We start from the raw sequence: 25,258 nt of genomic DNA on the forward strand, positions 1-25,258 counted from the left end.
AAAAACAATAAACAAAAAATAATAACTTTAAATGGCAACTTTACAAACAATCAGAAGCAAAGGACCTCTTTTGGTCATTGTAATCGGTCTTGCCCTATTTGCATTTATTGCAGGTGATGCTTGGAAAATACTTCAGCCACATCAGGGAAAACAAGACGCCGGAGAAGTAAATGGAAACACACTCTCTGCACAAGATTATCAAAAAATGGTAGACGAATTCAGTGAAGTAATCAAACTGACTAACGGACTGAATTCATTAAGCGAAGATCAGCTGACTAATATCAAGGATCAAGTTTGGAACACATATGTAACAAACGAACTGATAGCTGCTGAAGCAAAAAAACTGGGTCTTAAAGTAACAGATAAAGAGCTTCAGGCAATCATCGACGAAGGAACAAACCCACTGTTGATGCAGACTCCGTTCCGTAATCCTCAGACTGGCGCTTTCGACAAAGATATGTTGAAGAAATTCTTGGTAGATTACGCTAATCTGGATGCAAGCAAAATGCCTGCACAATATGTAGAATATTACCAGACAATGGGTAATTTCTGGAAATTCGTTGAAAGAACATTGAAACAATCTGTTCTTGCTGAAAAATACCAGAATCTGATTGCTAAATCATTGATTTCAAACCCGGTAGCAGCAGAAGATGTTTTCAACGGACATACAGCACAGTCAGACTTGCTTTTAGCAGGAATTCCTTATTCTAGTATCAGCGACTCTACAATTACTGTTTCTAATGATGACATCAAAAAATTGTATGAAGAAAAGAAAGAATCATTTAAACAGCCTGTAGAAACACGTGATATCAAATTTATCGATGTACGCGTTGTGCCTTCAGAAGCAGACCGTCAGGAAGTTCAGAAAGAAGTAACAGAATACAGCAGTCAGCTGATCACTACAACCAACGACTATACTGCATTTATCCGTTCAACAGGTTCTGTTATTCCATTTGCAGACGTACCTGTAAACAAAACAGTATTGCCTTCAGATGTTGCAAGCCGTTTAGACTCTACTTCTGTTAATGAAGTTTACGGTCCTTATTACAATCAGGCAGATGACTCTTACAATGCATTTAAAATCATTGCTAAGACAACAGCTCCAGATTCAATCCAGTTCCGTCAGATTCAGGTATATGCTGATACAGAAGCTAAGACAGCAAGTTTGGCAGACAGCATCTACAATGCACTGAAAGAAGGAGCTGATTTTGCAGAGTTGGCTAAAAAATATGGTCAGACAGGAGAAGCAAATTGGGTAAATGCACAAAGCTGGGAAGGTGCTGCATTAGACGCAGAAAATGCAACATTCATCAACAAACTGATTTCTCAGCCTGTAAATGAACTTGCTAATGTCAAAGTTGGTCAGGCAAATCTTATCTTGCAGGTAATGAACAAAAAGGCTATGAAGGATAAATATAAAGTAGCTGTTATAAAATGTCCTGTTGAATTCAGCAAAGAGACATATAACAATGCTTACAATAAATTCAGCCAGTTCGTTGCTCAGAACACAACTATTGAAAATCTCGAAAAGAATGCAGAAGAAGCTGGTTACAGCCTTACTCCACGTTCTAACTTCCGCAGCGATGAACACTATGTAGGTGGTGTAAAATCTACTCGTGAAGCTTTGAAATGGGTATTTGATGCAAAACCAGGTGAAGTTTCTCCTCTGTATGAATGCGGTGAAAACGACCACCTGCTGGTAGTTGCTTTGGAAGCAATCAACCCTGCTGGATACGTAAACATCAATAAAGTATCAGATATGCTGAGAAGTGAAGTTCTCCGTAACAAAAAGGCTGAACAGATTATGGGACAAATGAAAGGTTTCAATTCTTTGGCACAGGTTAAGGGAATGAAAGATGCTATCAGCGACACTGTAAAACACGTAACATTCAATGCACCTGCATTTATCTCAGTCACTCGTGCTAGTGAACCAGCCATCAGTGCTTACGCTTCTAAGACTGAGTTAAATAAGGTTTCTGCACCTATTAAGGGTAATGCCGGAGTTTACATGATTCAGGTATACAACCAAGAAAAGAGCACTGAGAAGTTTGACGCTAAGAAAGAAGAAACTGCATTATCTAATATGGCAGCACGTTATGCAGGACAATGCATTTATGAATTGCGTGACAAAGCTGAAATTGTAGACCAACGCTATTTGTTCTTCTAAAGAAAAATCAATAAGTTTTGATTATTAATATTCTTATTACTGCCTCATATATCTTTATATGAGGCAGTTTTTTATAAAGGATATCAAAAGTCCTCCTTCCCTATACACAGCATATTTTACTGTCATAACATAAGACAGAGATACAAAATACAGTTCTCTTTCACTAGAGAGATCAAACAAGTTCAATCGGGGTATAAGAAGCTCACAAATTTGTACGAAAATAAAAAAAACATCGAGATGTTTTAATAAAAACTTCAGGTTATTTTTCCTGAAAATTAAGCAATAATTCAGGCTAAAATAGTAGATCTTACAACCCTCATAAAAGTCAATTCAATTATTGAAAGCTCTTCCATCCTTAAAGTAACTCGATCGAATAAGTTACAAGAATAATACACCTTACTTGCCACTATAGCTTGAATAACCCCGTATATAACTTATTCTTCTCCACATTACAGATTTATCAAGCTCCCTGCTCTTTTCTTAGGAAACAAATTCGTATGATCTTAAAACCAAACTTACTGGAAGTTCATAAGGATATCTCAAGTGAACTATAGCAAACAAACAAAACATATCATTACTGTCCCGTAAAAGTGGATAAATAGTTCTTTGAAATAACTGAAATATAGCTTATTATACTCTATTTGTAAAGCGCGACGATTTGAAATTGTACCTTTGAAACCAAATCAAATGGCTTCAAATGAATCAAGACAAATATGTTTTCGCTCAATTGGTAGAGTTTTTGAACAACAATAAATTCAGAAGAATCGTGGACAAATACGATGGAAATCGTTACGTCAAACATTTCACTTGCTGGAACCAGCTTCTTGCTATGATGTTCGGACAGCTAAGCAATCGTGAGAGCCTACGCGACCTGATTGTTGCATTGGAAGCACATCAAGCCAAGTGTTATCATTTGGGATTGGGTCGTGAACCCTTGGCCAAAACCACACTTGCATCAGCTAACCAAAATAGGGATTACAGAATCTTTGAAGATTTTGCATTCTTCATGATGAAAGAAGCCAGTGATAAACGAGCTACTCATATTCTGGATATCGAAGGAAAGAAGTACGCTTTTGATTCAACCACCATTCCGTTATGTTTGGCAACATTTCCTTGGGCTAAATTCGAAGTAAAAAAGGTGGAGTCAAGGCACATGTCCTTTATGACATTGAGGCTCAGGTTCCGGCTTTTTTTACAGTAACCACAGCTTCAAAACATGACTCAACAGCAATGTCTGCAATTCATTATGAACCAAATGCATACTATATTTTTGATAGAGCGTATGATTCGTTTAAGGAACTATATCGGATTCATCTTACTGGCTCTTTCTTTGTCGTAAGAGCCAAGTCGAATCTTAAATTTAAGTTCTGCAAATGGAAACGCAGACTACCAAAGAATATACTATCTGATGCTGAAGTGAAATTATCAGGATATACCTCTGAAAAGAAGTATCCGGAATCATTCAGGATTATCAGGTTCTATGATGAAGAAGATGATCGTGAATTTACCTTCCTGACAAATGCCAAACATATATCTGCACTTGATGTAGCTAATCTCTATAAAAAGAGATGGCTTGTAGAACTGTTCTTCAAATGGTTGAAGCAGCACCTTAAAATCAAAAGGTTCTGGGGCACCACAGAAAACGCAGTCCGTATTCAGATAAGTGTGGCTATTATCACTTATTGTTTGGTAGCTATTATCCAACATGATTTGCACTTAAGCCGTTCGACCTATGAGGTCCTACAGATTTTGAGCATTTCATTAACGGATAAAACACCTTTACAAGAGTTGTTCAATAAGACTAATTTCAATGATGTCAAAGAGCAATTAAATCCCCTTTTCCCGGGGTTGTTTGATTAATATTTAATTCGTCCCGATTTTAACGGGACACTAATGAAAACATATATAAAAAAAGCAGGAAAACGGAAAGCTCCATTTTCCTGCTCTAAGAATTTTATGACACTAACAAATACTGTTTATTTACCTTTTCTGCTAAGCCAAAGCTGATTCATCTCTTCCAAAGTCTTTCCTTTGGTTTCAGGAACCCATTTCCATACAAAGAAAGCAGCAATCAAACATATCGCTCCATAGAGTGAATACGCAAAGAAAGGACTAACTTCGTACATTGCAGGGAAGGTAGAAGATACCAGATAATTGAATATCCATTGGAAAGCAACAGCAATAGCTACAGCTTTACCACGAATTGTGTTAGGGAATATTTCTGCAATCAAAACCCATGTAATCGGTCCCCATGACATCATAAAAGCAGCAGAATAAACAATGATACACAATACAGCAATCATTCCACTTACATGGAGTTCATCACATGCAGCAGTTCCCAATGCCCCGATAGCCATACCAATAGAACCAATAATAAGCAATGGCTTTCTACCTAATTTCTCTACAGTAAAGATAGCAACCAGTGTAAAGGTAATGTTAACTATACCCATAATAACAGTCTGCATCATGCCATCACCTCCACCTCCAATCTTTTCAAAGATACGCGGAGCGTAATAAAGCACAGCATTAATACCGATAGCCTGCTGGAATACAGAAAGCAATATACCAATAACGATAACAGCAACACCATACGTAAAGAGCTTTTCTGTTTTTTCAGCTGTAACAGACTTAATATCTGCGAAGATTTTCTTTGCCTTTTCAGGACCATTAATACGCTCCAATACATACAATGCCTTAGAATCGTTTCCTTCCATCACCAGATAACGAGGTGTCTTAGGAACAAAAAACAATAAGATACCGAATACAGCAGCAGGATATGCTTCTGAAACGAACATCTTACGCCAGCCTTCCGATACCAGGACTTCTTCGGTCATACCATCCTTAATCATGTAATTTACAAAATACACAACCAGCATACCGAAAATCACCGCAAACTGATTACATGAAACCAGCTTACCACGAATCTCCGATGGAGCTACTTCGGCAATATACATCGGACTGATAGCAGAAGCCAGACCTACTCCTACTCCACCTAATATACGGTAGAAGTTAAATGCCAGAATCAGAGAAAATGAAGTATCTCCTTTTTCGAAGAAAATAAATTCCGGATAATACGACCCCAGTGCAGACAAAAAAAGCAGCACGGCTGATAAACGCAAAGAATTGCGTCGTCCCATACGAGAAGCGCACACTCCTGAGATCGCTCCACCAATTACACACCCGATTAAAGCACTGGAAGCTGTAACGCCATGCCAAAAAGCATTTAATCCCAAATGTTTCTGAAGAGCCTGTTCTGCTCCAGAAATTACAGCGGTATCATATCCGAAAAGAAGACCGCCTAAAATGGCCACTAAGACCAAACTAACCAAATACAAATTACTGTTTCTCACGATATTAAATTTATAGTTTTCGTACTGGCTACGAAAATACAAAATCTATTCTTTCATCGTATCTTCCGTTAAGTCTTTTTCACATTGTCAGATATATTTCTTTAGATTAGATAATAGTTTCTTAACTAATCTAAGCACCAACAAGCAACATTTGGAACTCTCACACAAAAAAATTATATTTGCTTCGGATTATTCAATAGTTCGTTAAAAATTCGCCAAGCCTAAGCGGCTCTGGCAGTAAATAAAATGAGTTCTTTGAAAAGTTTGTCAATAACTTGCGGGTCTGGGCTAATCCCAAACACGCAAATAAATCGTTCAAGCATATAAGCATTGTGTATGAAAGACTTGCAGGAGGATATGGAATAGGTTATTCCGAGCCTCTTACATGCCGCTTTGGCCAAGTTGACAGCAGCAAGCGATGCATTGAAGTGAAAATCCAATTTCCTGAAGTCGGTAGACTGGCAGCTGGTGATTCCTGCATGCTGCTTGCCATCTCTAAAGCAAAATTCCAGTTGGAACCTGGTTCTGTAATAATCCAGCACCTCACGTCCATCCATGGAATCGTCTGTAGAGAAGTAAAGCTGCCACTTGTCTGTCCTCCCGTCCATCGGATACCAGATGGCTAAGGAAACATACCTTTTGAGAGCTTTTGCATATACCCTCAATCCGTATAGCTTTCCCTTGTTCACCTCGTATTCCTTGCACCGGGTCAAATCCAGATTGGCAAAGTCAATCCTGCCGTCAAACCACTTGGGATGGCCACGTTTTCCTGTTTTCTGTTCCAATGTCGGATAGTACAGGATTACGTCATTCCGAAAGCGGCTGATGACATGGAAATCGTTCTCACACATAGGTGTTACGAAAGTTTCCTTGGAAAAGAATGCGTCTGCAACCACCGTTTTGGATATGCTTTGCAGCTTGTCTTTTCTGCTGATAAGATAGCAGCTGTACCAGTCAACAAGGTTCTTGTCCATATTATCCAAGGTCTTACAATCCGGCGTCTGAATGGAACCTAAAGTCATGCATTCATGGTTGTCGATGTCAATGACACCGATGCCCATGATTTCCAGTCCACGCTTGTATTCTCCTGCACAACCGGACCAGAAGTAACCTATCCAAGGTGTCTTCTTGCCTGATTTGGGAATATAGGAAGGATCGATGGCGATGGCTTTTCTTTTGCCTGTGAGATACTTGCTGATGATAGATCCGTTGAACGCAAACCAGTCGAAAGTTTCATGCTCAAAAAGGTTGCGATAAGTCTGTTCTGAGAAACAGCCATATCTGCCCAATTGAAGGAAATTTATACGATCCGGGATGGCCATGAATAATTTCATGGTGTCCATGAATGCTTTTTCAAAAGGTTTGTGTATATTCGCTACTGATTTGAGAGCCGACAGGCACTCGGATTGGTATTGCATAAGGAGTGTTTCTTTAGTCATAATCAGAAGAGTTCAGAGACTTCTAATTTACTAAGAAATAACGAATTATGCAATACTTTCCTCCTTTATTATCAGCAGGTTAGCTCTCTTTTTTCAGCACATTTCTTCATGCTTAACCATTCGTTTTTGACAACATTTCAATGACCTCTTTAGTGTTTCCGAACCAGCTTTTGCCGGTTCTGTTGTTTAACTTTTAATCTTTCGGTAAAAATTTACCGAAGTATTGAGTATATGAAACCTATAATAAAATATAGAGGTGGAAAATCGAAAGAAATTCCACAAATAATACAATATATGCCACAATTTGATGGAAGGTACATAGAACCTTTTTTGGGTGGTGGTGCTATGTTCTTCCATCTGGAGCCAAATAATGCTATAATTAATGATATTAATGTACGCTTGATAAACTTTTATAGAAGTGTGCAACAAGATTTTATGCAATTAAGTATGGAATTGGCTGAGTTAGAGAATATTTACAGCAACAATCGGTTGGAATTTGATAAATTAAAGAAACTTCATCCAGAAGATAGAATACCAGATGAGAATGAGACTTTATATTATCAATTAAGGGATATGTATAATGGCTTAATACCTTCGACTTATTCAGATGCTGCTTTATATTACTTTATTAATAAAACAGCTTTTTCTGGAATGATTCGTTTTAACGCAAAAGGAGAATACAATGTTCCTTATGGTAGGTACAAAAATCTTAATACAAAAATTATTACTGAAGCACATCATGCTTTACTGGTAAATACCGAGATTCATAATACAGATTATAGTGATATATTTAATTTAGTAAATCCTGACGATTTTGTGTTTTTGGATCCACCATATGATTGTATTTTTTCAGACTACGGAAATATACAATATCAAGATGGGTTTAACGAAGAAAACCACAGACGGTTAGCTGAGGATTTCTATAATTTAGGATGCAGATCACTTATGGTAATAGGTGATACTCCGTTAATTCGAGATTTATATGGAAATAATATCATAGCAGAGTATGATAAAAATTATTCCGTGAATATTAGAAATAGATTTCAGGCGGAGGCTACACATTTAATAATAACAAATTACGAATTATAATAAAATGGACTCTATTACACGTATTAAAGAATTTATAAAGAGTAATTTTCCTGATTGGGAAAAAATCAGTTTTTCTGAATTCCAAGAAAACATTGATTTTAGAGATGATTTGAGTGAATTATACAAAATAAATCATGAGGAAATAATATTAATATCATATACCAATATTAGTATTACTGGAACTGATCGACCCAAACCCCAACTTAGAGTTTTTCTTGATGAATATAAGAAGCCTTTCCATTTTGCAAAAGAACATCAATTACGCTACTATCTATTTTCAATTTTTACAAAGGATGATAATATGGCAAGGGGATTGAACAATTTCAATCCCAAAGAATATATTATCTCCATAGAAACAAATCTTGATACTGAGGGGTCTAGAAGAGATTTAAGAAGTATTTACGATTATGCAAATGAGAAATTGGGCAAAAGAAAATTTCTTAAATGTTCTCGTACCAACTATAAGGCCGACATAAACCAAGCATCATTTATTTATATAGGTACTCCTAGTAATCCCGACAAAACGACTTTTGAAAATTTTATCAACATTTTTGATTCAAGACCATACCAAAACTCAACTAATAATGTTAGTAAACAAATGGTCAATGAATTAAAAATAAGTTCAGAATATATAAAATATACCGATATCATTACTGCAGCTAAAACTAAACCGTTTCTTTTGCTAGCTGGTATTTCCGGGACAGGGAAAAGCCGGATTGTGCGCGAATTTGCCTTTAAGTCATGTCCAAAATACTTGCAAGACAAGGCTGGCACAACGCCTGGCAACTATTGTATGATTGAGGTAAAACCCAATTGGCATGACTCAACAGAATTGTTGGGATATTACAGCCGATTAGGGAAGGGTGGTTATCAGTTCACTAAGTTCGTCAAGTTCTTGGTAAAGGCCAAGATGTTCCCTACCGTTCCATTCTTTGTTTGTCTTGATGAAATGAATCTGGCGCCTGTAGAACAATACTTTGCAGAGATTTTGAGTATATTGGAAACTCGCAAGCATCCAAAGAATGAAGAAACTGGCGAGGTTGATATGACCATGGTTAAAACAGAGCCAATAATTGATACACTGTATTTCCGTGAATTGTCAGAGATACCCCACACAAGGAATGCACAAACGGGAGAGCTTTTCAGCAGCAATTTGACCGACAGGGAGATCTACCTTAAACTCTTTAATATTAAAACCGAAAGTGATATTAATGAAGAGGTCGGCAAACGTACAGACCTGACGACCGAAGGACTAACCCTTCCTGACAATGTAGTAATTATTGGTACAGTCAATATGGATGATACCACGCATCAGTTCTCTCGTAAAGTGATTGACCGTGCTATGACCATAGAAATGAATGGAGGTAATCTACGCAATATGTTCGGTGGTAGCAAAAACTTGGAGTACTTGTCTGGCGAAGAGCAACAAAAATGGCAGAATGCTTTCGCTCGTCGAAATGTCACTGCCGACGAGGTTCTAGAGGCACATTCAGATGTCGCAGCAGAATTAGTAGAAAAACTTCCATCACAGTTGGAGGAAATCAACAAGGCATTGAAAGGCACTCCTTTTGAGGTTAGTTATCGTGTGCTGAACGAACTGACCATTATGGTTGGTGTGATGCTCGATGAAGGCAAGGAACTGGATGATGCCATTACACAATCTGTAAATAACATTCTGTTAATGAAGATTCTTCCACGCATTGAGGGCGATGCAGAGATGTTTGCGTTGTCAAGAGAATATAAAAGTAAAGTTGATGTACCTTATGACAATCGTTTAGAATGGCTGAAAGAATTGGCTCCAGACATCAAAGAAATATCAAGCGACATTACAACATCCGAAAATGATGAGGCAGAAGAACTGACAGAAAAGGACAAGGGACATCAACAAATAGCCAAAGAGAAGATACAAGAAATGATTGACCGATTGAATAATCAAGAGTTCACTCGTTTCTGGCCATAATCATATAGAAAGGACATATGCAGACAGAGGTTTTAAGATTAATTCATCCTGATTACGAGGTAATTGTTCGCACACAAGACATAAGCTATTCGTGGGAACGCTTCAAGGGTCGCATCAATTATTCAAGGAGAGACAATCCAGATATTGATGCGCCAGAAACATATTGTCGATATACCTCAAAAGATGAATGTGAACTTCGCCTATACAGTCCAATTACAAGGAAGAAAACTGAAGACGAAGAAGAAACAAAACTTGCAGCGGGCAAGGTTTGGGATAAGTTATGGCCTGTCATCTTTGAAACTTGTAAATATCAAGTTCGCTTACTATTCCATGGTGTAGATAAAGACTCTGTACCAGAAATTCGCCATGTACGAAAAGACATAGAGGACAGCTTCTTTGTTGATGAAGAGTTGAATGGAAGGGAAGAAAAATCCCTCACGGGAGAGTTGGACTTTTTGAATGAGCCTGGAGTGTTCAAACTAGATTTCTCCTATCAGAAGAATGGTGTCCGTAAAGATAGCTATGTAACTTTTGATGTAGTATCACCCAAACTCGACACAAAAAACGATTACAAGTCGCTATTACGGGAGATTAACGAGGAGTACGAAAACGTCATCTATCGCTATCTGAGCATTACTCTCCAGCAATTCAGTCGAGGACGGATTAATACCGATGCCACATGGATGGCTGCATTTCAAAGCGTTGTGGATGACTATGTGAAGAACGTAAAACGTGTGATACAGAATCCACATTCACAAATTGTGAACTTCCGCACATCAAGAAAGGCAGAACAGATTAAGTTCTGGACACCTGCCATGGAAGAACGCTATAGCGAAGTAAAAAAAGAAGGGAAACTGGAAGAATATTACTTTGGCTATAATGAAGCACATTCTACACACGACACGATGGAAAACCGTTTCGTGAAATATACTCTTCAAAGTATTGGAAAACGACTTTCTTCTGTAATAACGACAGTTCTCAGTTCCTCCCAAGAAGAACTTTCAGAACGTCATCGCCAGATGTGGACAGACTATCAGGATTCTCTGAGAAAACTTTCGAAACACCCTTTCTTCAAAACAGTAGGTCGTTTCGATGGTATAAAACAAGACAGTCTTGTACTGCAAAACCGATTAGGTTATCAGCAAATTTACAAGGATTGGTTGAAATTGAAACGAGGAATTGACTTGTATAATGGAGCTGCAAACATTGGAACTCTACAAATATGGGAGATTTATGAGCTATGGTGCTTCATAAAGATGAAGAAGTTGGTGGCTGATGTCATGGGTATTGACTATAACAAGCCATCACATGAACAACTGGTGACAGAGCCTAAAGGAACATTGCTCAATCCATTTACAAATTCCTCTTTGGAGCATATTGTGGAATATCATTACCCCAAAGCAGAGAACGATGATAAGGATGAACGTAAGGCGCAACTGGCAGCACATGAAGGAGACGTAGTAACTCTTCATTATCAGCATACATTTAACCGAACAAGCGGTAAGGATGAGTATAGCATGAGCATTAATACAGCAACAACAGAGCAACGTCCAGACATTGTGCTTAATATTCGCAAGGCATCTGGAGAAGTTGTCTTGACGTATTTGTATGATGCGAAATATCGTGTCATTAACGACAAAAAGCTTGATAAAGATTTTGAGGAGCAAGATATTGCTGAAATGTCAAATTTTCCAGGAGGTGATTACCCCCCAACTGATGCTATCAATCAGATGCATCGCTACCGTGACGCTATTTATTATAGCAAAGAGCATGAACCATATCGCTCCAAAGAAATAATTGGTGGCTATATCCTCTTTCCTGGTCGTGGTAACGATGAATACATCAAGAGACGTTACTATAGTGCTAGTATAGAAAGTGTGAATATCGGTGCATTCCCTCTTTTACCCAATAGCGAATCCTTGCTGAGAGTGCATTTGGATGACATCTTGATGAAATTCACGACAGCTGATACTCATGTGGCTAAAGCCAAGCCACAACGCACATTGGCATATATCACTGAAGAAGAAAAGGTTGGAATGTTGCCAGACGATTTGGTAATGGTGGCGGTTGCTGGTAGTGAAGAGAAACGTCAATGGACATTTGACAATCTTTGGTACAACATTCCTTTGGATAAAATTGCAGATTCTCCTTGGAACAAAGCAAAGTATTTGCTCTTGTATGTCAAAGGAGAGATATATGTCGGTAACCTCTGCAAGATTGTCCGAACAAAGCATGATGTATGGACGAAAGAGCGTCTAATTCAATCGAATTATCCAAGTGAGCCACACAACTCATCATATTTCATGATTCGAATAAGAAAGCCGAGTGACACAGATGCTGAATTGCAAAAGTTGCGATTCAGTGTCAAAGACATTCCTAATAAATACTGGGGAAACGAGCGAATGGCATTCATGTTGGTTAAGTTGAATGACTTAGAGACTATCGTTGATAGAGTGTAAATTAAATTGGATATTATAATGGAAAAGATATTCTTATATAAAACGATAACCAAATCTGTTGCCTACGATGAGGAACATTGGTATATTGATAATAATCCTCAACAACAAAATGATGGAGATGGAGTTGCCCAGTTCAAGGAGTATGCCACTTCTGAAGCATTTCGTTTAATAGCGAATGATATTAGTAAATATACTAGTCATCTTAAAAATATTGCAGTTTTGACAGCAGCTGGCACTTCTATGGAAAATGGGGCTCATGGAGGGAAAACTCGTACAGAATTATGGCAAAGCTATGAAGAGGAAATAAATGCGATTAGCTCTGTATTAACACAAAATGATGGTATTTTAAAAGATAAATGCCAGTCAATTATTGAATCTAAGAATATTGAAGACTTTTTGTCTTTTACAATTTTGTATGAAAAGTTGAATGGTGAGATTAAAGACGACGAAGGCAATTCTTTAAGATGTAAATTAGAAAAGAAGATTGCCGATGCTTGCAAGTTGCCTCTTGACGAGAATAATAGACACCATCAGGATTTTATTAGAAAACTAACAGCGCGTAAGCCCGCAGAACCACGAGTTCAACTATATACGACAAATTATGATACATTATTTGAGCAAGCTGCTCAAAGAATGAATTATACCATTATAGATGGTTTTTCATTCTCTTATCCACGATTGTTCAATGGAAGTAACTTTGATCATGACGTTGTATATAGGGAACGTACTAGGATTAAGAACGAAGAAAGTTTTGTTCCTAATGTAATACAACTGTTTAAATTGCATGGTAGTATAGATTGGGAAAAGAAAGATGGTAAAATATATCAAAAAGAAACAACAGATCATCCATGCATCATATATCCTGCAAGTGAGAAATATGAAAGCAGTTATGAACAACCATATTTTGAAATGATGTCACATTTACAGAGTACCCTTCGAAAAGAGGGAACTCTGTTAATTGTTGCAGGTTTTGGATTTCAAGACAAGCATATTCAAAATGTTATTAAGGAGGCTGCACTTCAAAACCCTAACTTTCATTTGCTTATTGTTTGTTTTGGCATGAAAAACTTCGCCAAAGATGGAGAAGCAGATAAATGGGAAGAAAGTGGCATAACACATAATTTAGTTCCTGATTTTGTGGCAGAAGATGGAACTGTCACTCAAAATGTAACAATAATTTTCTCTAAGTTTAAAGCCTTTGTAGAAAACTATCCGTATAATAGCTCTTATGAGGTAGATAATCCCAATAATTATGAAGCCATTCGACCATAACAAATTTGTTGGATATGTTTGTGAGGTAACTCCACAATATGTTCGTTTGCAGATTCCTTCTGCAAAATTATTACATACATTCTATTTTAATGGAGAAATCTTTTCGGGTGGCTCTGTTGGCAGTTTTGTTGTTATTGAAGGTCAAGAATACGGTTTCTTAGGAAGGGTGTTTGAACTGAATCTTCCTCAAGGGGAAAGAACAGAAATAACAAATAGAAGTATAAATGAAGAAGATACTCAGTTCCATCCAATTGCAAAAGTTGAATTACTTGCTCTATTCGATATTTACAAACCTGAGTCTATAATCAAAACAGTTTCTCGTTATCCATCTGTTGGTTCTAAGGTTTTTTCATGTTCTGACGAACAAATAGGTGCATATATATCTGCATTTGGTATAAAAACAGGTGATAAGGATGTTCCATTTGCTCCTTTAGGAAAATTAACATCCAATAATGCCTTATGTAATATTTCTCTTAATTCTCTTTTCGGTCGTCATTGTGCTGTTTTGGGGACAACAGGAGGAGGAAAAAGTTGGACCGTGGCAAAACTTCTAGAACTTGCATCAGATTACACGGAAAACAAATGTATTCTGATTGATGCTACGGGAGAATATAATAATATCAATGAGAATATACAGAATATTGAACTGGGTACAGGTGAATACATTTTCGATTATAAGAATCTTTCAATTGACGAATTGTATTATTTGCTACATCCGTCTTCAAAGACGCAAGTGCCAAAACTAATGGAAGCTATTAGATCTTTGAAGATGTCCAAACTTGACAATAATACAGAGTTATCTTTATATTATAAACAAAATCCACAAGGAAATCCAATCAAGGGGAACATATACAAAGCCAAGAAGATAAAGCGCGCATTTGAAGTTTTTTATTATAATCATATTGTACAGATAGAAGACAAATCATGTAATTTTGATTTCAATCTTCTTGCTGCACAGATTACTAATGAATGTAATTGGGATTCGGATAGAAATAATTCTTCAATGTGGGGAGATAGGAATGAAAACGATGTTTCAAATTGTATAAGTTTGATATCTCGAATTAACAATGTCATGTCAACATCTGAATACAATAAAATTTTCGGTTTTAGAAAAGACACTATTCCCGATGCAAAAGACTTAAGAGAAGGCATACAAGAATTCTTGAAGGGAGAGAATAGTGTTTTGCGATTGAATTTTTCAAAAGTAAGTTTCGATTACCAAGTAAGAGAAATATTAGTTAATGCAATAGGAAATTATCTGTTAAATGAAGCAAGAAAGGGACTTTATAAGGATAATCCAATAATTATATTCATGGACGAGGCTCATCAGTTCTTAAATAAAAGTATCGCAGATGAATATTTCTCGGCAAAACCTCTTGATGCCTTTGAACAAATTTCAAAAGAGGCACGCAAGTATGGACTATTTTTGTGTATAGCTACACAAATGCCACGAGATATTCCGTTAGGAACACTAAGTCAAATGGGTACGTTTGTTGTTCATAGATTGATAAATGAACAAGATAAAAAGGCAGTAGAAAATGCTGCATCTGCTGCAAATAGGAATAGTCTGTCTTTCTTGCCAAGTTTTGGAGAAGGAGAAGCACTTCTTGTCGGTGTAGATTTTCCAATGCCATTAACAATAAAAGTCAACGCTCCGCAAAAGGTACCAGACTCCCAAACGCCCAAATTAAAGCAAAAAGGTAAACATATATAAATTGACTATTGCTGTTTAGTGTATTGTTGCATGCATATGAGAAGCAATTTATGGCAAATCGAAGAGAAATAAGAAATAGCACTGCTGAGTTCTTGATATTCCAGATAGAAGGTAAGGAACAAGGCATTGAGGTCTATTATAAGGATAAGACTATTTGGTGTACTCAAAAAGCTATGAGTATGTTATTTAACTGTTCAACGGACAATATAGGGCTTCATCTAAAGAATATTTATGATAGTGGAGACTTGGACGAAAAAGCAACTACCGAGAAAATCTCGGTAGTTCGTCAAGAAGGTACCAGAGAGGTAAGCCGTTCGCTCCAATTTTACAACCTCAATGCAGTTATCAGCGTAGGTTATCGCGTGAACAGCGTCCGTGCAACACAGTTCCGCCAAAGGTTATGTGCAGCATAGTATTATGTAAAGTAAAAAAGGCCACATCTTTTTCAGATATGACCTTTTATAGCACTATAAAATATTTTGTGTAAATGGAAAGAATTTTGTGTAAATGAAAACAGGATTCAGCTGTAAGTTTATTCTTATATCTGGATTCTGTTTTCAAAAAAAATAAGGGCTGTTGTTCTTTACCTCCAAATGACTATTCCGTATCTTCAGTTAGTCTCATCCCTGTTTGTTCTATTAAGTACTGATGTTGTTCCTTCACTACCCGATACATGGAATAATGTGCAAAGGATTCTTCCTTATATTTCAGACTACTAACAGAGGCGGTAACAGCCCACGTCAAAATAATGGCTACAATAGCCACAACATATCGAAGTTTTATATGATGTCCCCGTATAAACATCCCATTGATATTGGGTGGAATAACGGTTATTGGATGTTTCAGCTCATTAATTTTTGCAAGTATTTCATCCTGCCGTTTTAATATGTTTTCTGTATTAGCCTCAATAGTCATACGATTGAGATTATAATCACAAACGTGGCTATATATGTACTCAAGAAACCTTGATTTTTGCTTGAATATGTCAACAAGTTTTGGAAACCATAGTGAAAATACATATTCCGGAGCATACCCGTTCACTTTCCGGCAGCTTATTAGGGTATAAAACCATACCTTAAAAGCGTAATTTTTATCCGTTCATCCCCTAAAAGGATGAAAAAATGGATAACCAGACATTAAAATCTCAATTTTTCCGGAGCATATCCGTTCACCTCCGAGAATTGCAGGTTGTAGCACCCTTTTTCCGGAGCATACCCGTTCACTTTAGACGTATGCTTTCAGATTTTCCGGAGTATATCCGTTCAGCCGTGCATGGAATTGTGAGCGTATATCTTCGTTTCCGGAGCATATCCGTTCATTCTTTCCCCGGTTTCAGTTTCCTTTGTGCTGGTAAGCTAACAAGAAACAGCACAGTCATGGCAGGAACAACAAAGGATATGAGTCTGATAAAACAAGTACTCCAGCTCAAGCAGGCCGGAGAATCCAACCGCGGTGTAAGCCGCAAGTTACCGATTGACAAGGAAACCGTCAACGGTTATGTGAATACAGTAAAAGCCAACGGATGGAACATCAGCGACCTCCTTGAGATTGACGATCCCGAGTTGGAACGGATGTTCCATGCTGGTTCTCCGGCATATACGGACAGGAGAATGGAAGAGTTTCTGATCCTGCTACCCAGATACAGGGAACTGCTGGCGGACCCCAAATCCCATGTAAGCCGTCAGGTCCTGTTCGATGAATACCGTGCGACTCATCCCGATGGTTACGGCAAGTCACAGTTCTATTACCATCTGAAGCAGAATCTCGTTGCGAAGAAGGATGTTACGGCCGTACTGGCCAACACCTACAAACCGGGTGAAAAGCTCATGGTGGACTTTGCCGGTGACAAGCTCAGCTATGTGGATGCCGAAACCGGAGAAATTGTCAAGGTGGAGGTGTTTGTCGCCTGCATGCCTTACAGCGACTATACCTATGTGGTATGTGTACCTTCGCAGAAGACGGAGGACTTTCTGTATGCCATAAGGATGTGTCTGGAACATCTGGGCGGTGTACCTTCCATACTGACTCCTGACAACCTCAAATCGGCTGTAATCAGCAATGACCGGCATGAGCCGAAGCTGAACAAGGCTCTTGAGGACATGGGCAACTACTACCATTTCGTGGTACTGCCATGCGACCCGGCATCGCCGACACAGAAGGCTCTGGTAGAGGACTCCGTAAGGATTACATATAACCGTGTCTATGCCAGATTGCGTAACCGTACCTTCCATTCACTCCTGGAACTGAACCGTGCCGTATGGGAGCTGATGGAAAGGCACAACCAGACCCGTATGCAGAAGCGTCCCTACAGCCGTGAGGAGCGTTTTCATGCCATGGAGAAGGAGCTGCTGAAACCCTTGAAACCGGAACCCTATGAGATGCGCCTGTATGCCGATCTGAAAGTACAGGCAAACTGCCATGTGGAGCTGAGACAGGACAAGGTGACCCATTTTTACTCCGTCCCCTATATCCATGTAGGAAAACAGGCAAGAGTAGTCTTTACGCGTTCATGGGTCAAGGTCTATGTGGAGCAGAAACTGGTGGCCTCACATATCCGCAGCCATACATACGGCTATACCACAGTCAGGGAACATCTCGCATCCAGCTGCAGGGTGATTATGGAGCGTTCGGCAGCCTATTATGTGGAGAAAGCAAAAGATATATCACCTGACTGCCATGAATATGTAAAAAGAATCTTTGACCCCAAACGTACCGCACAGCCTGAAGAGGTGTATTACAAGCTGTGCAACTCCATAGTCAGCCTCAGAAGGAAGTATGACCTTGCCACGTTTGACCTTACCTGCCGTCAGTGCATGGAGTACGGTATTTACTCCTACAGCAAGTTTGAAGCCATACTCAGACGTAACGGCATGAATGCATCCGCAGACGAGACGGTAATCTTCCATGCGCCTACACCGTCAAACCACGGGAACATGCGCGGAAAAGACTATTTTACAGGAAATGACATAAACCAACAACAATAAATGATTATGAGCAACGAAACAGAAAGAACACTGCACGAGCTGAAGCTTCCGGGAATGGCAAGCTGCTGGAGCTCTCTGGAAGAAACACATCAGTTGGACAAGCTTACCCTGCGTGAAGGCATGCAGATCATGCTCCAGTACGAACGTGACACGAGAGGGAACAACCGCATCCAGCGTCTTATAAAGAATGCCGGCTTCCGTCTGAGAGCCTCGATGGAAGAACTTGAAACGGACACGGCAAGGGGCATACAGACCTGCTCTGCAGCCGACCTTGCAACCGGAAATTACATCACGGGCGGAATGACGGTCATCATTACCGGACCGGCAGGAACCGGGAAGTCCTACTTTGCCTGTGCCCTGGGTGACAGGGCATGCAGGAACGGCCGGAAGGTACTGTACTTCACGATGAACATGCTCATCGAGAACCTGAAGCTTGCACATCTGGAAGGACGGGAAACAAACTTCTTCCGGAAGCTGAACGCACATGACCTGCTGATTATCGATGACTTTGGGATGGTCAAGCTGGACGGCCAGATACAGCATGACTTTGAACAGATCATAGATGACCGGTACAACCGGAAGGCACTCATCCTGGCCAGCCAGCTTCCCGTTGCAGACTGGTATGATGTGTTCCAAAGCGAGCTCATTGCGGAAGCCTGTCTGGACAGAATCGTGCATAAGGCAATAAAATTTGACCTTAAAGGAGAGAGCCTAAGAAAGAAGTATTAACTTTGCCAACAACACTGAATACTAACTGGGGACTGAACGGATATCACCGGAAATGCTGAACGGGTATCCGCCGGAATATGCAGGCGGTGGCAATCAAATTATCCAACCCCCGAAAATATATAGTTGGTAATTCATCTATTATCACCGAACTTTTAAGCTGACCTTTCTTGTTTATCAGCTTCACGATACGGGAATTATATAATTCCAGTGCTGCCGAGTAGATATTTTGGCGGTCAGGATTGTTGCCGACAACCAGTATTTTAGGCTCTTTCGGGTTGTTGATGTCAAGTGAAAAATCATCGCCCGTCATTACCCAGTAAAGGGCGGGTGAAATCATCCTTGAAAGCGGGATTTTTGCACTGGCAATCTGCCCCTGCAACTGTTCAACTGCCGAACTTTCCCAAGCGTCCACGAACGGGGAAAGGTAATTTTCCAGTTCGGGATAACTGCGCAAAATCGTGAATACATCAGCGTATTTCTTGTTCAACAGTTCTATGGCATGGGGAAACGTGCAATACCTGCCGCCTTGATAGATGCGCAAATACCAAATAATGGCTGCAAGCAGGATAATCGGGCTTTCCACGAAGAAGTCGCCCTGCTTGCTTATCCAGCTTCGATTGAGGTTAAGCATAATCGTGTAGCTGGCTTCATAAGCATCCGCAATGTCCGACATGAAGCTGGCGTTTATAGGGTTACATCGGTGGCTCTTGCGTGGGTCGTCAAAGTTGATAACGTAAAATTTCGGCTTGACCTTGTAGCCGTCCAAGTGGTTAAGCAAATGATTGTAAGCGATTTCCGAAAGGTCAGGAAACTTATAATCATACAGGTAGAGCGCAAAACCTTTCTCGATTTGCTGTTTTATGTAATTATTTACTACTGCGTATGACTTCCCGCTGCCCGGCGTTCCTAACACGATACTCGCACGAAAAACGTTTACAACGTTAATATAGCCATTGTTCCACTTCTTCTTATAGTAGAACCGGGTAGGCAGATTTACAGAATACTCGTTCTCGATAAGCCTTGTTTCCTGCTGGAAACTTTCGTTCTCGGTATTAAAGACATCATCCATGAGGTTGTTTTTCAATAACCGGGACATCCACGTACCCGCCATGAGCATACAGATATAGCCCGCCGACAGCGTGGCGATATAAAACACAGTGTCCGCCGTATGTGGCAGCGGAAGTTCCAGCAGCCACCAGTTCAGGAAAAACAACACGACACCCGCCGCAAGGCTGCAATGTATCTTCGCCCACGTTATCTTTTCCTCTTTCACGCCCTTAGTGCCGATACACGACAGGGCGAGGAACACCACCGAAAATAGTTTTGTCCATAAGATAGACGAGAACAGCCCGGTGGTGCGCTGGAAGTTCCACAGTATCTTGTCTATCACCTCAAACGTCACTCCCCATTCTTTCAGGGTGGAGTAACAGAACCAGTACACGTTTATTCCCACGAATAGAATACTGACAGCCCGCATAAAGTCCATGACCCTTGCAAGCCCTCTCAAATCATCTTCCTGTTGCATGATTGTAATGTTTTTAAGTTAGTTGATGCGCCTTGTGCGCTTCTTTTTCTTCTTTCTCTTTTGGCGGTCGGTGTCCTGCGGCTCGTCACCGCCTGATGCACCGCCGCCCAGCAAACCGCCGAAAGCACCCAGCACGGAAGCCATGCCCGAAACGATGTCGGCTTTCGGCGTGAAGCCCGGCTGTTCCTGATGCGTGGGCTGGTCTTGCTGCGGTGCTGCCACTTCGGACTGGTGTATCTTTCCGGTTTCGCCCGAAAAACGTTCGTTGAACACGTTCGCCGAATACTCCTTACCCAAGCGTGAACCGTTCAGCACCACCCGGCTGTCGTGGTCGATGAACGTAACGCCATAGATGCGCCCGTTGTCGTTCTGACGGAATACCACATCAATGCCCTGCTTCTTTAGCTGTCGTTCCAGTTCCTTGCGGCTGCGGGCGGTCTGCATGGCAGTGGCTACAATCTTCCGGGTGCGCTCTTTCAGTTTCCCGTTCTTAATTGCTTCGCCCGATTTCTCCATTCTGCGCTGCACCGCTTCATAACCTACCGACTTGCCGATGCGGGAAGCCTTTACCGGGTTGCCCACCTTTTCGCCCTTGTCGTTCATGGCGGAATAGACAATGCCCTGATAGGGCTTGCCGTTTATCTCGCCTTTGACTTCCTCGGCGCACACGTTGTAAGCGGCAAGCAAAGCCTTGTACTCCCCGAACGACTGGAAGCGGTAGCCATAGCAAGCCGCTTTCACGGTGTTGCCGATTTGGTGCTTCACGTCCCCGGCGGCATAGTCCACCTTTTTAAGTTCGGGGCGTTCGGCACGTTCCTTTCGTTCTGCCGGGTGCAGGTTGTATTTCTGCTCCAGTTCACGGGTGATTTGCTTGCTGCGCCGATGCTCGAACTTGTCATTCAGCGGCTTGCCGTTCTCGTCCACCCGCAACCCCACGATGTGGATATGGTGGCGGTCGATGTCGGTATGCTTGTACACCAGATAAGGCTGGTCGCCATAGCCCAACTTCCGCATATACTCTTTGGCGATGTCGGAAAGCTGCCGGTCGGTCAGCACGTCTTCCGGGTGCGGGTTTATGGAAATATGAAGTATCGGCTTCTTGGTGGATAGCTGGACGGGCATCTGCATTTCAAAGCTGCGCATACACTCGCCGATAGAGAAATTCCCGTCCTCGCCCAACAGCATCCGGTTGGAGAAAAGCACCTTTGCTTCCCCGCTGTCCACCTTGTTTTGGTTGTATGCCAGTGCGCCGAACATATTGCCGCCCGTGCTTATTTTGGCAACCATAGTTCCCTGCACTCGTTTGTCAGGTCGATAACCTGACGGTTCAACACAGCCAGTTCGGTGGTCGCTTTCTCCAGTTTATAGAGAAAAGCCAGTGCCTTTTTCTCCGAAAAGTTACTATTCAGAGCCTTTACCACTTGGTTGTAATTGACCGCAACCGCCCGGAACTGGGCATAAAATTCGGTCAGCCGGGCGCAATATTCTACTGCCGATTTGTCCACTTTCACCACCCGGAACGGCTCGCCGAACAGCCGGGCGGCGATGAAACGGGACTTGCTCGTGACGCCCGACTGCTCCCATTGCGAGAGGAAGCGGGCATTCTCCCGGTCGTTCAGGTAAAGGACATGGCGATGCTTCGCCGGGTCTGCGAGGGCGGGGCGACCGCCCTTGTTGGTTCTTCTTGTTTCCATGCTTCTTTGGATTAAAAAATTACGACTTCGGAGTGATTTTTACCCCCGACAGGGGCAAGGCGTTTTCAGGCACGGAAAACGGTTCTATGTGCCATAGAACACACCTTGCTATTTTCTGACGAAAATCGAAATCCGTCACGGACGGATTGGGGTTAGCGTGGAACGGTAAGCCCAGCCATTCACCAGCCCTGTTTTACACCTGCGCCCCCTGCGGTTCGTTACTCCGCTGCAAAGTAACGGTGATTTATAATGCTGTAAAATAGGTGGTTGGTGGACAAAACGGGACAGCGCAGGACAAATCGGGACAAGGTTTTCAGGGGACGTTTTTTCTCCCTTTTTTTGCATCGGATTTCAATATTGAAAGCAAGATTGAAAGAAATATTCCAATCAGGAAAGAATGATTGAAAGCAGGATTTCAATAAAACATGATTGCAGGATTTCAATATTTCAAGAAAGAATGAAAGCAGGAAAACAAGATTGAAATAAAACAGTCTTTCAATATTTCAAGATTGCAATATGGAAAGAATGATTGAAAGCAATAAACAAATCTATCAACCAATAATGAACGGAAGCAATATGGAAAACGAGAAAACACCCCTTTATGTCGCCTTTTCCACACAAAAGGGCGGGGTCGGCAAAACCACCTTTACCGTGCTGGCGGCGAGTTACCTATACTACCTCAAAGGCTACAATGTGGCGGTGGTCGATTGCGACTACCCCCAGCACTCCATTGCCGGGATGCGCAAGCGGGATGCCGAGCAGGTCGGGGCGGATGAAGATTACAAGCGCATGGCGTATGAACAGTTCACCCGGCTGGGGAAGAAAGCCTACCCGGTACTGTGCAGTTCGCCCGAAAAGGCGATTGCAACGGCTGACGGATATATAGCCGCCGGACACGTGCCGGATATAGTGTTTTTCGACCTGCCCGGCACGGTGAACAGCGAGGGCGTGATAAACTCCCTTGCGGGCATGGACTACATTTTCACCCCCATTTCAGCCGACAAGGTGGTGCTGGAAAGCAGCCTGTCGTTCGCAATGGCTATCCAAAAGTTATTAGTGAAGAATGAAGCCTGCCGACTTGCAGGGCTGTACCTCTTTTGGAACATGGTGGACGGTAGGGAGAAAACAGACCTTTACACCGCCTACGACAAGACCATTAAGGAACTGGAACTGCCGCTGATGAAAACCTTTATCCCCGATACCAAACGCTACAAAAAGGAACTGGTGGCGGATAAAAAGGCGGTGTTCCGCTCCACGCTCTTTCCCGCCAGCCGCCCGTTGGTAAGGGGAAGCAACTTGGAAGAACTGATAACCGAAATAGTGTACTACATCAAATTAAAATGATATGGCAAAGCAAAGCGGCGGGATGCCGAAGATAGACGAGGATTTTATGCGGGAACTTATCTCGCAGGGTGTACCCGCCAAGCGGGAGAGCCAGCCGGATGATGAACCGCAGCCCGGCAGCGAAACGGAAACCGCCCACGAGGGACGGCAGGCTGAAACAGTGCAAGTAGAGAAACCGACACCCCGCAAGCGCAAGGGCGGTTCGGGCGACTACCGGGAAACCTACTTTCAGAAAGTGGAACTGGCAGACCGACAGCCCTTGTACGTGAGCCGAACCACGCATGAGAAGCTGATGCGTATCGTGACGGTGATAGGCGGGCGAAAGGTGACGGTAAGCAGCTACGTGGAAAACATTCTGCTGCGCCACTTCGAGCAGTACCAAGACGAGATAAACACCCTGTACGAAAGCCACTTCCAAAAGCCTGTCTGACTATGGTAATCTATTGCATACTTACCGGGCTTTTGGTGTACTACATCGCCCTGTGGCTGTGGTATCGCTACACGGACAGCCGGACATCACCGGGCAAAACGGATGATGCGCCGCTTCCACGAAACGGGGTTTCAGGCTACACGCTGATAGGTGAAAGCCGATACAAGAGCGGACAATTTCAGACAGCGCAGGACAAATCGGGACACCTCCCGCAAGCGGCTGAAAATGATACTATTTTTGCGCCGCAGGCTGACGTACTGCCGGAAGAAACGCCCGGTTACGAGAATGACGAACCCGACTACGAGGACGAGGAAATAGCCGGGTACATGGACGGTGACGATGATACCGGGCGGGCTACGGGCGTGAGCTTTGACGAACTGGGCGAAGCGGTACGCACGGCGAACGCCGACAACCCCACCGAAACGGAACAGCGGCAAGCCGCCGGGACACTGGCAAGGATTGAGGGGACGAACCTCTACGATGCGGTGGTGGAGAACATCAACGGCGGGCTGGCAAAGGTGGCGGAACTGCTGGGACGCAACGAAGCGGAACTGGCTGCGGCTGCTGTCCCTGCCGAAGCTGGCAATAAAAGCAAGGAACACGAAGCGTTCGACATGAACGATTTCCTATAATATAATAATGTATAAGCCTGACAGCATGAAACAGCGTGATTACGGTTGATTGGCAACCTGAAAACCAAACAGACAAACGGGACTATCCCCGACCACTAAAATTTCAAATTATTCACCAGCCGGGAAAGGCGGACTATCCACCCGCCGCCCGGCATTAAAAACAAATCACAATGAGAAAGAAAATCTTCTTGTCGGCGGCTATACTTGCCGCCGTGGTAAGTGCCTACGCACAAGGAAACGGGCAGGCGGGCATCACCGAAGCCACGAACCTAATCACCGGGTATTTCGACCCCGGAACAAAACTGGTGTACGCAATCGGGGCGGTCTGCGGCTTGATTGGCGGGGTAAAAGTATATAACAAGTTTTCAAGCGGCGACCCCGACACCTCAAAGACCGCCGCCAGTTGGTTCGGGGCGTGCATCTTCCTGATTGTAGCCGCCACTATCCTGCGCTCGTTCTTCCTCTAAACC

At 41.9% G+C, this 25,258-nt stretch carries 18 protein-coding genes and 3 pseudogenes; 15 read left to right on the top strand and 6 right to left on the bottom strand.

Annotation, left to right across the window (positions count from 1 at the left end; genetic code table 11):
* The first annotated feature begins 31 nt into the window (after nt 1-31).
* From BACCOP_RS04190 to BACCOP_RS20965, 3 genes are all read left to right on the top strand, one after another.
* On the top strand, nt 32-2,167 hold the full coding sequence (locus BACCOP_RS04190; RefSeq protein WP_007566656.1) for a peptidylprolyl isomerase: 2,136 nt from the start codon (nt 32-34) through the stop codon (nt 2,165-2,167).
* Between the two features lie 697 nt (nt 2,168-2,864).
* Nucleotides 2,865-3,368: a DUF4372 domain-containing protein gene (locus BACCOP_RS20960; protein WP_007566659.1), complete on the top strand. Its 504-nt coding sequence runs from the start codon at nt 2,865-2,867 to the stop codon at nt 3,366-3,368.
* Nucleotides 3,335-4,027, top strand: coding sequence for an IS4 family transposase (locus BACCOP_RS20965; protein WP_235776947.1), 693 nt, complete (start codon nt 3,335-3,337; stop codon nt 4,025-4,027). Before BACCOP_RS20960 ends, BACCOP_RS20965 begins: the two co-directional genes overlap by 34 nt.
* 116 nt (nt 4,028-4,143) lie before the next feature.
* Here BACCOP_RS20965 and xylE read toward each other — a convergent pair whose 3' ends face one another.
* Both xylE and BACCOP_RS04205 read right to left on the bottom strand, forming a co-directional pair.
* Complete coding sequence (xylE, locus tag BACCOP_RS04200) at nt 4,144-5,520, bottom strand: D-xylose transporter XylE (protein ID WP_397434094.1); 1,377 nt, start codon at nt 5,518-5,520, stop codon at nt 4,144-4,146.
* 218 nt (nt 5,521-5,738) lie between these two features.
* Complete coding sequence (locus tag BACCOP_RS04205; RefSeq protein WP_007566665.1) at nt 5,739-6,956, bottom strand: transposase; 1,218 nt, start codon at nt 6,954-6,956, stop codon at nt 5,739-5,741.
* 231 nt (nt 6,957-7,187) lie between these two features.
* On the opposite strand from BACCOP_RS04205, the gene BACCOP_RS04210 reads away from it, so the two are divergent.
* The 6 genes and pseudogenes from BACCOP_RS04210 to rhuM form a co-directional block, all read left to right on the top strand.
* A complete protein-coding gene (locus tag BACCOP_RS04210) occupies nt 7,188-8,045 on the top strand; it encodes a DNA adenine methylase (RefSeq protein ID WP_007566667.1) in 858 nt (285 codons plus the stop codon).
* A gap of 4 nt (nt 8,046-8,049) precedes the next feature.
* Nucleotides 8,050-10,005: an McrB family protein gene (locus tag BACCOP_RS04215; RefSeq protein WP_007566669.1), complete on the top strand. Its 1,956-nt coding sequence runs from the start codon at nt 8,050-8,052 to the stop codon at nt 10,003-10,005.
* Nucleotides 10,006-10,022: 17 nt separating this feature from the next.
* Nucleotides 10,023-12,464: a DUF2357 domain-containing protein gene (locus tag BACCOP_RS04220; RefSeq protein ID WP_007566671.1), complete on the top strand. Its 2,442-nt coding sequence runs from the start codon at nt 10,023-10,025 to the stop codon at nt 12,462-12,464.
* Nucleotides 12,465-12,482: 18 nt separating this feature from the next.
* On the top strand, nt 12,483-13,736 hold the full coding sequence (locus tag BACCOP_RS04225) for an SIR2 family protein (protein WP_007566673.1): 1,254 nt from the start codon (nt 12,483-12,485) through the stop codon (nt 13,734-13,736).
* Nucleotides 13,717-15,450, top strand: coding sequence for an ATP-binding protein (locus BACCOP_RS04230; protein WP_007566675.1), 1,734 nt, complete (start codon nt 13,717-13,719; stop codon nt 15,448-15,450). Before BACCOP_RS04225 ends, BACCOP_RS04230 begins: the two co-directional genes overlap by 20 nt.
* Before the next feature lie 50 nt (nt 15,451-15,500).
* Nucleotides 15,501-15,845, top strand: a pseudogene (gene rhuM / locus BACCOP_RS04235) (RhuM family protein); the annotation flags it as partial.
* Between the two features lie 202 nt (nt 15,846-16,047).
* Here the strand turns inward: rhuM and BACCOP_RS04240 are convergent.
* Nucleotides 16,048-16,464, bottom strand: a pseudogene (locus tag BACCOP_RS04240) (hypothetical protein); the annotation flags it as partial.
* Between the two features lie 362 nt (nt 16,465-16,826).
* On the opposite strand from BACCOP_RS04240, the gene istA reads away from it, so the two are divergent.
* Both istA and istB read left to right on the top strand, forming a co-directional pair.
* Nucleotides 16,827-18,434 (top strand): IS21 family transposase, encoded by a 1,608-nt coding sequence (gene istA, locus BACCOP_RS04245; RefSeq protein WP_007566682.1) that lies wholly within the window; start codon nt 16,827-16,829, stop codon nt 18,432-18,434.
* A gap of 6 nt (nt 18,435-18,440) precedes the next feature.
* Nucleotides 18,441-19,163, top strand: coding sequence for an IS21-like element helper ATPase IstB (istB, locus tag BACCOP_RS04250; RefSeq protein WP_040311749.1), 723 nt, complete (start codon nt 18,441-18,443; stop codon nt 19,161-19,163).
* An 82-nt stretch (nt 19,164-19,245) separates the two neighbouring features.
* Here istB and BACCOP_RS04255 read toward each other — a convergent pair.
* From BACCOP_RS04255 to mobA, 3 genes and pseudogenes are all read right to left on the bottom strand, one after another.
* A pseudogene (locus tag BACCOP_RS04255) lies at nt 19,246-20,688 on the bottom strand (YWFCY domain-containing protein); the annotation flags it as partial.
* Nucleotides 20,689-20,706: 18 nt separating this feature from the next.
* Nucleotides 20,707-21,975 (bottom strand): conjugal transfer protein MobB, encoded by a 1,269-nt coding sequence (gene mobB / locus BACCOP_RS04260; RefSeq protein ID WP_007566686.1) that lies wholly within the window; start codon nt 21,973-21,975, stop codon nt 20,707-20,709.
* Nucleotides 21,960-22,382 (bottom strand): conjugal transfer protein MobA, encoded by a 423-nt coding sequence (gene mobA / locus BACCOP_RS04265; RefSeq protein WP_004309974.1) that lies wholly within the window; start codon nt 22,380-22,382, stop codon nt 21,960-21,962. Before mobA ends, mobB begins: the two co-directional genes overlap by 16 nt.
* 561 nt (nt 22,383-22,943) lie before the next feature.
* Here mobA and BACCOP_RS04270 point away from each other — a divergent pair.
* The 4 genes from BACCOP_RS04270 to BACCOP_RS04285 all read left to right on the top strand — a co-directional run bounded on the left by BACCOP_RS04270 (nt 22,944) and on the right by BACCOP_RS04285 (nt 25,255).
* Nucleotides 22,944-23,726, top strand: a complete 783-nt coding sequence (locus BACCOP_RS04270; protein ID WP_028728951.1) for a ParA family protein — start codon at nt 22,944-22,946, stop codon at nt 23,724-23,726.
* A gap of 1 nt (nt 23,727) precedes the next feature.
* Nucleotides 23,728-24,156 (top strand): DUF3408 domain-containing protein, encoded by a 429-nt coding sequence (locus tag BACCOP_RS04275; protein ID WP_007478184.1) that lies wholly within the window; start codon nt 23,728-23,730, stop codon nt 24,154-24,156.
* Between the two features lie 2 nt (nt 24,157-24,158).
* A complete protein-coding gene (locus tag BACCOP_RS04280) occupies nt 24,159-24,788 on the top strand; it encodes a hypothetical protein (protein ID WP_007566694.1) in 630 nt (209 codons plus the stop codon).
* A 170-nt stretch (nt 24,789-24,958) separates the two neighbouring features.
* Complete coding sequence (locus BACCOP_RS04285; RefSeq protein ID WP_004308755.1) at nt 24,959-25,255, top strand: DUF4134 domain-containing protein; 297 nt, start codon at nt 24,959-24,961, stop codon at nt 25,253-25,255.
* Nucleotides 25,256-25,258 lie beyond the last annotated feature (3 nt).

The organism is Phocaeicola coprocola DSM 17136 (genome assembly GCF_000154845.1).
Lineage (GTDB): Bacteria > Bacteroidota > Bacteroidia > Bacteroidales > Bacteroidaceae > Phocaeicola > Phocaeicola coprocola.